This window comes from Streptomyces sp. NPDC012474, from assembly GCF_042955185.1.
GTDB lineage: Bacteria > Actinomycetota > Actinomycetes > Streptomycetales > Streptomycetaceae > Streptomyces > Streptomyces cahuitamycinicus.
On the sequence record NZ_JBIBEP010000004.1, the window covers coordinates 124552 to 137570 of the forward strand.

10 protein-coding genes are annotated in these 13019 nt (G+C 72.5%); 2 read left to right on the forward strand and 8 right to left on the reverse strand.

Annotated elements, in window-relative coordinates; genetic code table 11:
• Nucleotides 1-5: 5 nt before the first annotated feature.
• Entirely contained in the window at nucleotides 6-581 is a 576-nt protein-coding gene (locus tag ACFY9S_RS11225) for a sigma-70 family RNA polymerase sigma factor (RefSeq protein ID WP_391125775.1), read from the reverse strand.
• 62 nt (nucleotides 582-643) lie between these two features.
• The gene (locus ACFY9S_RS11230) at nucleotides 644-2074 is read right to left on the reverse strand and encodes a S8 family serine peptidase (protein ID WP_391125778.1); all 1431 of its coding nucleotides are present in this window, start codon (nucleotides 2072-2074) and stop codon (nucleotides 644-646) included.
• 169 nt (nucleotides 2075-2243) lie between these two features.
• Here ACFY9S_RS11230 and ACFY9S_RS11235 point away from each other — a divergent pair, with 169 nt between their 5' ends.
• Nucleotides 2244-4811 carry a CHAT domain-containing protein gene (locus ACFY9S_RS11235; protein WP_391126589.1) on the forward strand — a complete coding sequence of 856 codons (2568 nt, stop codon included), beginning with the start codon at nucleotides 2244-2246 and terminating at the stop codon, nucleotides 4809-4811.
• A gap of 290 nt (nucleotides 4812-5101) precedes the next feature.
• Here the strand turns inward: ACFY9S_RS11235 and ACFY9S_RS11240 are convergent, their stop codons facing one another.
• The gene (locus tag ACFY9S_RS11240) at nucleotides 5102-6820 is read right to left on the reverse strand and encodes a LuxR C-terminal-related transcriptional regulator (protein WP_391125781.1); all 1719 of its coding nucleotides are present in this window, start codon (nucleotides 6818-6820) and stop codon (nucleotides 5102-5104) included.
• 98 nt (nucleotides 6821-6918) lie between these two features.
• Between ACFY9S_RS11240 and ACFY9S_RS11245 the strand changes: the two genes are divergently transcribed.
• Nucleotides 6919-8004, forward strand: a complete 1086-nt coding sequence (locus ACFY9S_RS11245) for a M12 family metallopeptidase (protein WP_391125784.1) — start codon at nucleotides 6919-6921, stop codon at nucleotides 8002-8004.
• A 250-nt stretch (nucleotides 8005-8254) separates the two neighbouring features.
• Here ACFY9S_RS11245 and ACFY9S_RS11250 read toward each other — a convergent pair whose 3' ends face one another.
• From ACFY9S_RS11250 to ACFY9S_RS11270, 5 genes are all read right to left on the reverse strand, one after another.
• On the reverse strand, nucleotides 8255-8332 hold the full coding sequence (locus tag ACFY9S_RS11250; protein WP_370443954.1) for a 50S ribosomal protein bL37: 78 nt from the start codon (nucleotides 8330-8332) through the stop codon (nucleotides 8255-8257).
• Between the two features lie 162 nt (nucleotides 8333-8494).
• Nucleotides 8495-9682: a sn-glycerol-3-phosphate ABC transporter ATP-binding protein UgpC gene (locus tag ACFY9S_RS11255; RefSeq protein ID WP_391125787.1), complete on the reverse strand. Its 1188-nt coding sequence runs from the start codon at nucleotides 9680-9682 to the stop codon at nucleotides 8495-8497.
• 26 nt (nucleotides 9683-9708) lie between these two features.
• Nucleotides 9709-10542: a carbohydrate ABC transporter permease gene (locus ACFY9S_RS11260; protein WP_142156932.1), complete on the reverse strand. Its 834-nt coding sequence runs from the start codon at nucleotides 10540-10542 to the stop codon at nucleotides 9709-9711.
• Nucleotides 10542-11501, reverse strand: coding sequence for an ABC transporter permease subunit (locus ACFY9S_RS11265; protein ID WP_391125790.1), 960 nt, complete (start codon nucleotides 11499-11501; stop codon nucleotides 10542-10544). The genes ACFY9S_RS11260 and ACFY9S_RS11265 overlap by 1 nt, the downstream gene beginning before the upstream one ends.
• 70 nt (nucleotides 11502-11571) lie before the next feature.
• Entirely contained in the window at nucleotides 11572-12852 is a 1281-nt protein-coding gene (locus ACFY9S_RS11270; RefSeq protein ID WP_391125793.1) for an extracellular solute-binding protein, read from the reverse strand.
• Nucleotides 12853-13019: the final 167 nt, after the last annotated feature.

Below are 13019 nucleotides of genomic sequence, written 5' to 3' on the forward strand. Positions count from 1 at the left end.
GTCGTTCACATCGCCCCCCGTGCCTCTAGCCGGGCCCGCAGACGCCGCAGACAGCGCTGGCGCAGCGGCCCGATGCTGCCCACCGCGATCCCGAGCGCGGCGGACACGTCCTGGTAGCTGGGCGGCGGCGTGGCCATCAGCACGCGCAGCAACTGCCTGCACCGCTCGCCGAGTTCCTCGAACTCCTGCCACAGCCGCCGGACGCGTTCGCTCTGCGCGGCGGCCTCCTCCGCGTCGAGAAGCGACTGTTCGGGCGTGCCGTCCTCGCTGACCCGGTCCAGCAGCCGCGGATCGTCCGTGAGGGTCAGCCGCTGCGCACTGCGGATGACCTTCAGGCACTCGTGGCGCGCGGTGCTGGCCAGCCACGCGCCCGCCTTGCCGGGCTCGCGGATCCGCCCGAGGTGCTGGGCGAAGCGGAACCAGGCCGTCTGGTAGACCTCGTGGGCGTCCGCGTCGGAGAGCCGGTGGGCCCGGACGACGGACCAGACCAGCGGGCTCAGCCCTTCCACGAGCGATTTCCAGGCCGCCGCGTCACCGTCGGCGGCTGCCTGGACGAGCGCGGCGGCATCAGTACGGTCCACGGCGGTTCCACCCCTCGGATACGGCACGTCATCGTACGCCGTGGAGGGGGCGGCTCCGGCCCTCACAGCCCGGGGCCGAGGCGCACCACCGGCACCGGGCGCCAGGTGGGCGGACGCAGCGCCGGAACCCGCGCGCCACGCACCTGCGCGACCTCCGCGTCGGCGGCGAGGAGTTGCCGCCGGGCCGCCCGCGGGTCGGTCTCCTCGTGCGCCGTCATGTGGGCGGCGACCAGGCCGGCGGTCACGGGGGTGGCGAAGGAGGTGCCGCTCCACTGCGCGTATCCCTCGAACATCACCTGGTCCGGCTTGGCGGCGTTGCCCTCGTCGCTCAGCACACCGCTGTGGCGGGGATGCCGACAGGTGCAGCCGTAGGAGAAGCCGTAACGGCAGGCCTCGTACGTGGAGTGCTGGTACACGTACGGGACGGGTGCGTCGAAGCCGGTGAGGGCGCTGGTGAGGCGCTCTCCGGGGGCGTAGACCTTCACCCAGGGGCCGTGGTTGGTGAAGCAGGCGCCGGACTCGCCGTCGCTGCGCAGCGCGCCGACCGACAGGACGGAGTCCTCCCAGCCGGGCAGATCGGCGTAGGCGGCGGGCCAGAACGGCGCGGCGCTGGCGTTGTTGCCCGCGGCGGCGACCAGCAGGGTGCGCTGTTCGCGCAGTTCCCGCATGAAGTTCTCGACGCCGAGCAGGCCGTCGGTGCGGCCGTTGGAGGTTCCGGCGGAGAGGCTGAGCACGTCGGGCCAGCCCCCGGCGTCCACGGCCTCGAAGAGCCTCTCGCCGAACTCCGACTCCAGGATGGCACCCGCGTCGTTGAGGCTGCCGCGCACGGTGATGTCGGTGTTGGGCGCGACGGCGGCGACGAGCCCGGCGATGAACGTGCCGTGTCCGACGTACTGCTGGAGGACGCCCTGGTCGTCGCACTCCTGGACCTGGGCGTCGCCGCCGGTGTGGGAGAGCAGGCCGCAGGCGCGGTAGTCGTGCATGAGGCCGGTGTCGACGACGAGGACGCCGACGGCCGTGTCCGGGTCGTGGGGTGTGCCGGCGGCGGCCGGATTGGGTGGCTCGCTGAGCGGGGCGGGGACGGGTTCGTCGCCGGGGCAGGCGTTGACCGCGATGTGCACGACGTGGTTGCGGGCGACCATCCGGTGTCCGGCCCGGGACTCGTGCTCCCGGACGGAGCGCAGGGCGCGGGCGACGGCGCGGTCGGTGTCCCGGCCGCCCTCCCCCGGGTCGCCGACGCGGATGCGGGTGATGCCGCTGCGGTTGGCCTGCGGGCCCGCGCGGCGGATCTGCTCCTGGTCGAGGTCGGGTGCCGCCGTGAAGTGCGCCCGTACCGTGTCCTCGACGATCCGCGCCTCCTCGCCGTCGCGGACGAGGACCACACCCTTCTCGTACATGAACTCCGCCGAGTCGTCCGGGCCCATCGCCAGGGGGACGTCCGGCATCGAGCGCTGGATCTGGTCGAACTGCTCGTGGAATCGCTGAGGTGCCATGGCGGGTCCTCCCGTTGGTGCGACGGCGTCGGTCGGTGCCGCTGAGCGGTCGTCATACAGAGCCACGACGCCGTCCCTTGATACACGCGGCACCTGTGGGGTGCGCTCCCGGACCACTACCATCCGAGGCGTGACAGCGGGAAGCGACTCGGTTACGGAACTGCTGCCCATGGTGTTCGCCGACCCGGGCGAGGCTCTCGCGAGGGCCCGGGCGCTGCTCGACGCCGATCCGTCCCCGTCGGCCGCCTCCGTCGCCCACCAGGTGATCGGCATCTGGCAGCGTGACTTCGGCGATCTGCGGCTCGCGCTGCACCATCTGCGGCGGGCCCGGGATTGCGCCGCGCGCGCGGACTCGGCCGACCGGGAGGCGGACGTGCTGGCCACGCTGGGCGTGGCGCTGGTGCACGCGGGCCGCACCCGGGAGGGATTGGCGGCGTTCGAGCGGGGTGTCGCGCGCGGCGGCGGGCACACCAGGGCGCGGGTGCTGTACCGGCGGGCTTACGTCTGGTGGGTGCTCGGTCACCATCGCGAGGCACTGGAGGACGTGCGCCGGGCGGTGCCGGTGCTGCGGCAGGCGGAGGACGTGATCTGGACGGCGCGGGCGCTGACCCTGCGGGCCACCGTGCATCTGGCGCTGGGGTCGGTGGAACGGGCGGAGGCGGACTTCACCGCGGCCGAGGCACTGTGGGACACCACCGGCCAGGAGCACGACAAGGCCGACGCGGTGGAGAGCCGGGGCCTGGCCGCGTTCCGGTCCGGGGACGTGCCGGTGGCGCTGCGGCTGCTGGACGAGGCGGAGGAGCGGTACGCCCGGCTCGGCACGCCGACGTTCATGCTGAACATCCGGCGCTGCGAGGTGCTGATGGCGGCCGGTCTCGCACCGGAGGCGCTGGCCGAGGCGGACGCGGCGACCGGGAAACTGGACGGGATCGGCGGGCAGTCCACCCGCAAGGCGGAGCTGCTGCTGGCCGCCGCACGGGCCGCGAGACTGGCCGGCGACGCGCACACCGCGATCGCCCGCGCGGCCCTCGCGGTGCGGCTGTTCGCCGGGCAGCGGCGCACCTGGTGGGAGACGCACGCCCGGCTGGTGCTCATCGAGGCGCGGCACGCGGCTGGGCGCGGCTCGGGGCGGCTGGTCGCCGACGCCGCCGCGGTGGCCGGGAAGCTGGCCTCCTTCGGCGCCCCGGCCGCGCCGGAGGCGTCGCTGCTCGCGGGCCGGATCGCGCTGGACCTGGGCTGGACGGCGGACGCGGAGCGGCACTTGGCCGTGGCGGCGCGCAGCCGGCGCAGCGGTCCGCCGCTGGCCCGGATGACGGGCTGGGCGGCACAGGCGCTGCGGGCGCAGGCCGCCGGGTCGGCCCGGGGTGTGCTGGAGGCCTGCCGGCGCGGTCTGGACGTGCTGGACGACCACCGGATGACGCTGGGCGCTTCGGAGCTACGGGCCCGTGCCACCGAACAGGGCGCGGAGCTGGCGGCGTTGGCGCAGCGGGCCAGTCTGGTCTCCGGCGGGCCGCGGCGGCTGCTGGTGTGGAGCGAGCGCTGGCGGGCCACCGTGCTGTCCACCCCGCCGACGAGGCCGCCCGCCGACCCGGAGCTGCTCAGCGGCATGACCGCCTTCCGTGAGATCGCCTCGCGTGCGGAGGCCGCCCGGATGGAGGGCAGGCCGGTCCCGGCGCTGGAGCGTGAACAGCGGCGCCTGGAGCGGGAGATCCGCTCCCGGACCCTGCACATACGGGGCGAGGCGCTCGGCGACGGGGACCGGTTCGACGTCGGCCGGCTGCTGGAGCGGCTGGGCGACGGGGTCCTGCTGGTGGAACTCGCCGTGCTCGACGGGCGGGTGCAGGTACTGCTGTGCGGGCGGGGACGGGTACGCCGGTTCGAGGCCGGGCTGCTCGCCGAGGCGGAGACCGAGGCCGAGCACGTACAGGCCGGGCTGCGGCGGCTGGCCCACCCCGGGGCGGAGGCCCGGCTCCCGGTGGTGGAGGCGGCTGGGCGGCGGTTGGAGGAACTGCTCCTCGGACCGGCCGCGGCACACCTGGGCGGCGGCCCGGTGGTGATCGTGCCGCCGGGGCGGCTGCACCGGGTGCCGTGGGCAGTGCTGCCGTCGCTGCGGGAGCGGGTGCTCAGTGTGTCGCCGTCGGCGGGCAGCTGGCTGCGGGCCCGGGAGACCGCCCCGCCGCCGGACGGCTGCCATGTGCTGGTGCGCGGTCCGGGCCTGGCGACCGGTGGAGCCGAGGTGCCCGAGCTGGCCGGCCGGTACGGCTGTGCGACGGTCCTGGAGGAGGACGAGGCGCGGGTGCCACGGGTGCTGGAGGAGCTGGACGGGGCGGCGCTGGCGCACATCGCCGCGCACGGCACGTTCCGTGCGGACAGCCCGCTGTTCTCCTCCCTGCGGATGGCCGACGGGCCGATCGTCGTGCACGACTTCGAGCGGCTGGACCGCAGCCCCTACCGGATCATCCTGTCCTGCTGCGACACCGCCCGCCTCGCCTCGGTCGGCGCCGACGAACTGCTCGGCCTGGTCACGGCGTTGCTGCCGCTCGGCACGGCCGGGGTGGTGGCGTGCAGCGCACCCGTGAACGACGCCGCGGTGGTGCCGCTAATGCTGGCGCTGCACAAGGGCCTCGACGCCGGGCTGTCCCTGGCGGAGGCGCTGCGCGATGCCCGGGCCTCCCAGCCGGGCGACGCCCTGCACCAGGCCACGGGGTGGGCGTTCTCGGCGTTCGGGGCGGCCTGACCCGTCCCCGCCGGTCCTGGAGCCCGGCTCAGGCCGGCTGGGCCTGCGGCACGCGGGCCGGCCACGGCAGGGCGCCGGTCGTGACTGGGCCTGCGGCACGCGGGCCGGCCACGGCAGGGCGCCGGTCGTGGCTGGGCCCGCGGCACGTAGGCCCGCAACACGGCAGAGCGCCGCGGTCGCACGCGCCGGACACAGATCGATGCATCCGGTGCGGACCGACAGGCTGAAGCGTTCGGGGCGGCCTGACCCGTCCCCCGTTCGGGTCAGGCCGCCGATCCTGGGGGCCCGACTCAGGCCGGCTGGGCCTGCGGCACGCGGGCCGGCAGCGGCAGGGCGCCGCGGTCGCTCGCGCCGAGCCGGGCGTAGGCGCTGTACAGGTGGTTGCCGACCGTGCGGACCGACAGGGTGAGGCGTTCGGCGATCTGCCGGTTGGTCAGGCCGGCCGCGGCGAGTGTGACGATCTGCCGCTGCCGGGCGGTGAGTTCTCCGAGGACCAGTCCGGACAGCGCGGGGGTGCCGGCACCCTGGCAGCGCCGGGCCAGGGCGACGGCCCGGGTACGGGAGTGCCGGGCGGCGCGCGGATCGCGGTGGGCGCGTACGGCCTGGGCATGCGCTTCGGCGGCGAACAGCAGGAAGCCGCGCCGCTCCAGTTCCCCGGCCACCTCGTCCAGGTCCTGGCCGTCGGCGCGGGTGAGCGCGTCGGCGTGCCGGGCGAAGACGCCGTCGAGCCGGCCGATGGCCTTCTCGGGGGCGCCGAGGCGGACGGCGTCGTAGGGGTCGGTGAGCGTCTCCGGGCCGAGGTCGCCCGGGCTGTCCACCGCTGCCGCGCGGTGGAGCTCCGCCAGGCAGGAGGCGTCGCCGGGGTTGCTCCGCAGGCCTTCCCGGGCCCAGGCCGCGGCCTCCCGCACCTCCCCGCGCAGCCGCGCGTAGTGGGCGCGCACCGCGGCGTACCCGGCAGGCAACGGTCCGCCCTCGGCGACCTGCCACTCCCCCACCGGTGTGGCCGTCGTCCGTACGTCGGCCCGGTCGATCCGGCGGGTCAGGGCCGAGCACTCGGCGTCGAGGGCGGCGGCGTACTCCTGCGGTGCCCGGGCCAGCCGACGGGCCCGGAGCCGGCCGGCCGCGGCCCGGAGCACCGGCCCGTACAGAGGGTGGGCGAGCCGGACGGCACCGCGGTCGTCGACCTCGATCAGGCCGTCCGACTCCAGCCCTTCGAGCACCCCGAGGTCCAGGGTGTCCAGGTCCGGGGGCAGGGGCTCGGCGAAGGCGATGCGGTCGAGAGTCTCGCGTTCGAGGCGGCAGGTCCGGCGGAGGACGGGGGCGGTGCGTTCTCGTACGGCCGCGGTCAGCGGGACCGGGCCCCGCCACGCACGTTCGCCGGTGTCCGGGACCGGGGTCAGCTGCCCGCGCACCGCCCCCAGCAGGTCGCGCAGCAGCCTCAGGTCGCCCCGGCTCAGGCGGAGCAGCCGGTTGAGGGTGAGCGCGTCGAGAGGGCCGGCACCGGCCGTGAGCAACCGGCCTGTCTCCTCCTCGGGCAGTGGCTCCAGCGCCAGGCGCGGCAGGAGTTCACCGGTCCACAGCCGGGAGACCGCGGCGGGCACGGGCGGGCCGTCGGTGGCGACGACCAGCAGCCGGGTGCGCCCGTGCACGGCGAGCTGATGCACCAGGGCGGCTGAGGCGCCGTCGAGGAGGTGCGCGTCGTCCACCAGCAGCGTGCGGACGCCGGACAGCAGCCGGACCGCGCGGTGCAGCGTGACCGACTCGGGCAGCAGATGGGCGAACGCGGCGAACGGGACGGTCCGGCTCTCGGGCGTGCCGGCCGCCCGGGCGCAGTCGGTGCCGCGGATCGCCTCGGTGACGAGGCGGGTCTTCCCGCAGCCCGCCGGGCCCGTCACGACGATGCCGCGCCGCACACCGGTCAACGACCGGCGGACCAGCTCCCGTTCGTCCTCCCGCCCGGCGAACGGCCAGGGCAGCTCCAGCGTCGTCGCGTCCCTCTCGTAAGTCATCACACAGACATGAGCGCGGCTACTCACCTTTGATACAGGGCGACTTGAGTAGCCCCCGACTCAGGCGCCGGGGCGGGCCGCAGGGCAGGCTGTGTCCCATGACCGCACGCTACTGCTCGCTGGCACAGGCGCCGGCGCCCGCCTTCGCACCGGGGCTGGCGGCCGAGCGGCTGAGCGCGCTCGTGAGCGGGCGGCGGATGTGGGTCAACGGCACCGTCGTGCACTACTGGTTCTTCGACGGTGACGCCGACGCGTCCGTCATCCCCGTGCCGGGGAGGGGGATGACGCGACGGGTGGCGTGGGCCGGCGCCGAGGAACAGCGTGACGTGGTGCGCGCGTGTTTCCGGGAGTGGCAGGACCTCGGCATCGGGATCACCTTCACCGAGGTCGGAGACCGCTCGGAGGCCGAACTGCGCATCGGGTTCCAGGCCGGCGGCGGCTCCTGGTCGAGGGTGGGCCGGGACGCGCTGTCGGCCGGCGGGCAGGACCGCACCATGAACTTCGGCTGGGACCTGACCGCGCCCGGGGAGCGCGGGACGGCGCTGCACGAGATCGGGCACGCGCTCGGCCTGCAGCACGAGCACCAGAGCCCGTTCGCGGGCATCCATTGGGACGACGAGGCCGTCTACGCCGAACTGGCGGGCCCGCCGCACCACTGGAGCCGGGAGCGGACGCACTGCAACGTTCTGCGCAAGCTCGGCCCGGACGAGGCCAACGGCTCCGCCTGGGACCCGCAGTCGATCATGGAGTTTCCGTTCGCGCCGGGTCTGATCCTGGAGCCGGAGGAGTACCGCGGTGGCCTGAACCCGCCCGGCACCCTGTCGGCCGCCGACAAGGAGGCCGTGCTGCGCTGGTATCCGCCGGCGCATCCGCAGGGTTCGCCCGCGCTGGTGCCGTTCCGTTCGGCACCGCTCGGCGTCGGCCCCGGCGAGCAGGCGGACTTCGAGATCGACCCGCCGGAGACCCGCACGTACACGCTGGGCACCTTCGGCGACTGCGACGCCGTCATGGTGCTCTTCGAGGAGCGGGACGGGGAGCCCCGCTACCTCGCCGGCCGGGACGACGGGGGAACTCCGCACAACGCCACGATCGGCGTCCGGCTCGTCAGGGGCCGCCGCTACGTCGTCCGCGTACGCCTGTACTCCGCCTGGGGGAGCGGCGGGGCGGCGGTGATGTGCTGGTGACGGCACGGATCCGCCGCGCGGGCACCTGAGCCACAGTCCGGCACCGGGGGAGCGGTCGGGGACGTCGCCCATGGGGGTGGGTGACGTCCCCGACCACGCCATGTGCCGGCGGCCGGCGGCGGTCGGCCGGGCGAGGTGCCGCCCGCCTGTGACACCACCGAGCGATCGACAGCCGTACCGTGCCTGCGAACGCAAACGGGTGCGTGGCACCTGCCACCCACCCGAAGCGCCGGCGCGCCCGCAAAGCTCCTCAGGACTGCGGACGGCTGCCGTGGTTCGCGCCGTTCTTGCGGCGGGCCTTCTTCTTGCGACGTCGCTTCGACGACATCGAACCTCCTCTTTCCGGCTTTCGGTCACTGTTCACCGGATTGTCGCGTCCGGTGACTACAGAGCCACTTTCCAGCCGACGCGACGGCAAACACACACGATGCGGATGCACACGGGTGGCCTGCATCACGGTGGTGGCCCGGCTCGGCCACGTGGAGCCTCATCAGTCCGCCCGCACCGGATGCGTGAGGTTCGCTCCGGTCGCCGGGTCGAACACGTGAGCCTTGGCCATGTCGACCCGCAGCTCCACCGGTTCTCCCTCGCGGGCACGCGTGGCGGCGTCCAGGCGGGCCACGAGGTGAGTGGTGTCGGCGCCGGTGTCGCGCAGGCCCGAGTCCTTGGCGAGCTCCTCCAGTTCGGTGGTCGTCGCTGGCCCGCCCTCCGCGGCGAAGTAGACGTACGCATCGGAGCCCAGCGACTCCAGCACCTCCACGGTGGCGGTGACGACCGGGCCCGTCCGGCCCCGGTCATGTGACAGGGCCACGTCCTCGAATGCCTCCGGTCGCAGCCCGACGATGACCTCGCGGGGCGCGTTCTGGCGTTCCAGCGCCTGCCTCGTACGGTCGTCGAGGGCCAGGTCGCCCAGGGGTGAGCGCAGGGCACCGCCCTCCAGAGTGGCGTTCAGGAAGTTCATCGCCGGGGAGCCGATGAAGCCCGCGACGAAGATGTTGCGCGGCAGGTCGTACAGCTCGGCAGGTGTGCCGATCTGCTGGACCAGGCCCTGTCTCATGACCACGACGCGGTCGCCCAGCGTCATCGCCTCGGTCTGGTCGTGAGTGACGTACACGGTGGTCGTGCCGAGGCTCCGCTGCAGCCGGGAGATCTGGGTGCGCATCTGGACCCGGAGTTTTGCGTCCAGGTTGGACAGCGGCTCGTCCATCAGGAACGCCTTGGGATCACGGACGATCGCCCGCCCCATGGCCACCCGCTGGCGCTGACCGCCCGAGAGGTTGGCGGGCTTGCGGTCCAAGTGCTCGCTCAGATCGAGGATTTGGGCGGCGTGCGTCACCTTGGCGTCGATGGTGTCCTTGTCCACCTTGGCCAGGCGCAGCGGGAAGCCCATGTTCTCCCGGACGCTCATGTGCGGATACAGGGCGTAGCTCTGGAACACCATGGCGACGTCGCGTTCCTTGGGAGCCAGGTCGTTGACGACGCGGTCTCCGATGCGCAGGGTGCCCTCCGTGATGTCCTCGAGTCCGGCGATCATGTTCAGGGTGGTGGACTTGCCGCATCCCGACGGACCGACCAGGATCACGAACTCGCCGTCGGCGATCTCGAGGTCCACGTCCTTCACGGCGAGGGACCCGTCGGGAAAGCGCTTGGTGACTCCCTCAAGGATGATCTCGGCCATGGATGGTGCCTCCTTGCCTTCCCCGTTCAGCCCTTGACTGCCCCGGAGGTCAGTCCGGCGACGATCCGCCGCTGGAAGAGCAGGACGAAAACGATGATCGGGATGGTGATGACCACAGCGGCGGCGGCGATCGACCCTGTGGGCTGCTGGAACTGGGAACTCCCGGTGAAGAACGCGATCGCGGCGGGCACGGTGCGCGCGGACTCAGTGGACGTCAGCGAGATCGCGAACAGGAAGTCGTTCCAGCAGAAGATGAACACGAGAATGGCCGTGGTGAACACGCCCGGCGCGGCCAGCGGCGCGATGACCAGCCGAAAGGCCTGCGCGGGCGTCGCCCCGTCGACCTTGGCGGCCTTCTCCAGATCCCAGGGGATCTCCCGGAAGAACGCCGACAGGGTGTAGATCGCGAGGGGCAGGGAGAAGGTCATGTACGGGATGATCAGCCCGATCCAGGTGTCGAAGATCCCGATGATCCGCTCGATGTTGAACAGCGGTGACACCAGGGAGATCGGCGGGAACATGGCGATCAGCAGTGACATGCCGATGAGTACCCGCTTTCCGGGGAACCGCAGCCGGGCCACCGCGTAGGCGGCCATGGTGCCCAGGGCCACCGCGATCACCGTGGCGATCAGGGCGATGCCGATCGAGTTGATCAGCGCACGGGTGAACTCGGCGGTCTCGAAGATGCCCCGGTAGTTCTCCCAGGTCCAGTCCCGGGGGATGTAGTCACCGTCCGTCAGGGTGCCGGGGTCCTTGAACGACAGCGCGGCGATCCACCACACCGGGAACAGGGCGTACAGCACCACCACCACGTTCAGGACGCCCCATCGGGCGGCATGTGTCTTTCCCACGGCGGCCATCAGCGCTTCACCTCCGCGCCGGGTGCGGCGGCGCCGAACAGTTTGACGAAGGTGAAGGCGATGATCCCGACGCAGATGAAGATCAGGACCGAGATCGCCGACCCGATGCCGAGGTTCAGCGCGGTGAACAGGTTGTCGTACCCGAGGATCGACAGAGAGCCGGTCCCCTGGGCGCCCGCGGTCAGGATGTAGATGTTGTCGAAGATCCGGAACGCGTCCAGTGTGCGGAAGAGCAGGGCCACCAGGATGGCCGGTTTCATCAGCGGCAGCATGATCTTGGTGAAGCGCTGCCAGGCGGTGGCACCGTCCACCATGGCCGCCTTGAGGGTCTCCTCGGGGACCAGCGCTAGGCCCGCGAGCAGCAGCAGGGCCATGAACGGCGTCGTCTTCCACACCTCGGCGAGGATGATCAGCCAGAGGGCGGGCCACTGCTCGGTCAGCGGAGCCTCTCCGCTGGGCAGCAACTCGGCGAGGTATCCGAGGTCCGGGGTCCAGGCGTACTGCCAGGAGAAGGCGGCGACCACGGTGACGATCCCATAGGGAACGAGGACCGACGTGCGGACGACGCCGCGCCAGAAGATCGTGCGGTGCATCACCAGGGCGAGCCCCATTCCCAGGACCAGTTCGATCGCCACGGACACCGCGGTGATGAACAGCGTGACCCAGAAGGCGTCCCACCAGAACGGGGAGGACAGCACCGCCCCGTAGTTGCTCAGGCCCACGAACTCAGCCCGTCCCGGAAAGCGCAGGTCGTACCGCTGGAGGGACAGATAGACGGCGTACCCGATGGGGTAGGCGGTCACGGCGATCATGACGACGACGGCGGGCGCGCAGAGCAGCCAGCCGAGCCGCCGCTCCTGCCGGGCGCCCGCCGACAGTGCCGCCCGGTCCGGCCCCTTCTGCTCCGTCTCCGCTTCGGGGGGCGGTGGGGTTCCGGCGGGTTGCGCCCGTGTGCTCATCTCGGGCCGCCCGGGGACGAGGCCCGCGCGCTGCGGCGCCGGGCGGCGAAGTGGTGCGGGAGGTGGTGGTTCACGGGATCACACCCTCGGATCGCAGGGCATCGTCGATCTGCTCCCTGATGGTGTTGACGGAGCTCTCCGGTTTGATCCCGGACGGCGGAGACAGCGTGTGGGAGACCGCGATCGACACGTTCTGGTAGACCGGAGTGATCGGGCGCACGCTCGCCGACTCCAGGGCGGCCAGCACCTCCGCGGAGAAGGGGTACTCCTTCATGAACGCGGGCTCGTCGTACAGGGCGCGCAGGGTGGGCGGCAGGCCGCCCTCGAGCGCGGCGGTGAGCTGGTTCTCCCGGTTGCGTAGGCACAGCGCCGCCTCGAAGGCCAGGTCGGGGTGGCGCGAGTAGGCGCTCACCGCCAGGTCGATGCCGCCGATGGTGGGCCGTGCCGGGCGGTTCGCGTCGACCCGGGGGTACGGCGCCCAGCGGAAGTTCTTGAACAGCTCGGGGTTGTTCGCCTTCATCGACGGATAGACGAACGGGTAGTTGAGCTCGAACGCCGCCACCCCCGACTCCATGGCGAGGCGGTTCTGGTCCTCCATCTGGTTGGGCAGGGAGGGGTCCGCGGCCGGGGACGTCGCCAGCTCACGCATGATTTCGGCGGCCCGCACAGCGGGAGGACCGAGGGAGGGCTCGGTCGCGCTCGCGTTGAGGATGGAGCCGCCCGCGCTGTTGATCAGGGTGTTGAACCAGGCGGTCAGGCCCTCGTACTGGGCACCCTGGATCTCGACGAAGTGCGGTTTGCCCTGCCGGGCGAGGGCGCCGGCCATGTCCAGCATCTCGGCCCAGGTCCGGGGCGGTGTGGGCACCAGGTCCTTGCGGTACCACAGGAGCTGGGTGTTGGTGTTGTACGGGACGGCGTACAGCTTGCCCTTCCAGGTCGAGGTCTGCAGCGGTACGCGCAGAGTGCCCTCGACGGCCTGCCGCTTCGCCGCTCCCGTCCATTCCCGGATCCAGCGCGCCTCGGCGAACTCCGCCGCCCAGGTGACGTCCAGGCCCAGGATGTCGAGCGAGTCGTCCTCTGCGGCGAGCCTGCGGACCATCTGCTGACGCTGGCCGTCGGCGGCGCGCGGGAGCTTGTTGTAGCTGATCCTGTAGCGGCCGCCCGACGCCTGGCTGCACCGGTCGGCCGCTTTCTGCAGCGCACCGGAGTCGTCCGGGAAGTTGTACCAGTTGAGGGTGGGTCTGCCGGAGCCTTCGTCACTGCCACAGGCGGCGAGCGCCGACGCCAGCAACGGCAGTACGGCGAACGCCCGCAGCCATCGCGTCCCTCTGGGATGTCCCCTCGCGTGCACGCGCTCCACACCTCGCTTCCGGACGGTGGCACGGGCTCGGGCCTCGCAGTGTTTACCTCCCGGCGAACACTAAAGATCACCCAAGGCAACATCAAGGACATATGACACCAAAGGACTTATTTGGCCAGATCTGAGGCAGACACGGCGAGGTGAAACGGGGCCGACGA

Bases quoted from the DNA above. Each gene is read 5' to 3' on its own strand.
- ACFY9S_RS11230 (WP_391125778.1), bottom strand. From the start codon at position 2,074: ATGGCACCTCAGCGATTCCACGAGCAGTTCGACCAGATCCAGCGCTCG.
- ACFY9S_RS11235 (WP_391126589.1), top strand. From the start codon at position 2,244: ATGGTGTTCGCCGACCCGGGCGAGGCTCTCGCGAGGGCCCGGGCGCTG.
- ACFY9S_RS11240 (WP_391125781.1), bottom strand. From the start codon at position 6,820: ATGACTTACGAGAGGGACGCGACGACGCTGGAGCTGCCCTGGCCGTTC.
- ACFY9S_RS11245 (WP_391125784.1), top strand. From the start codon at position 6,919: ATGACCGCACGCTACTGCTCGCTGGCACAGGCGCCGGCGCCCGCCTTC.
- ACFY9S_RS11250 (WP_370443954.1), bottom strand. From the start codon at position 8,332: ATGTCGTCGAAGCGACGTCGCAAGAAGAAGGCCCGCCGCAAGAACGGC.
- ACFY9S_RS11255 (WP_391125787.1), bottom strand. From the start codon at position 9,682: ATGGCCGAGATCATCCTTGAGGGAGTCACCAAGCGCTTTCCCGACGGG.
- ACFY9S_RS11260 (WP_142156932.1), bottom strand. From the start codon at position 10,542: ATGGCCGCCGTGGGAAAGACACATGCCGCCCGATGGGGCGTCCTGAAC.
- ACFY9S_RS11265 (WP_391125790.1), bottom strand. From the start codon at position 11,501: ATGAGCACACGGGCGCAACCCGCCGGAACCCCACCGCCCCCCGAAGCG.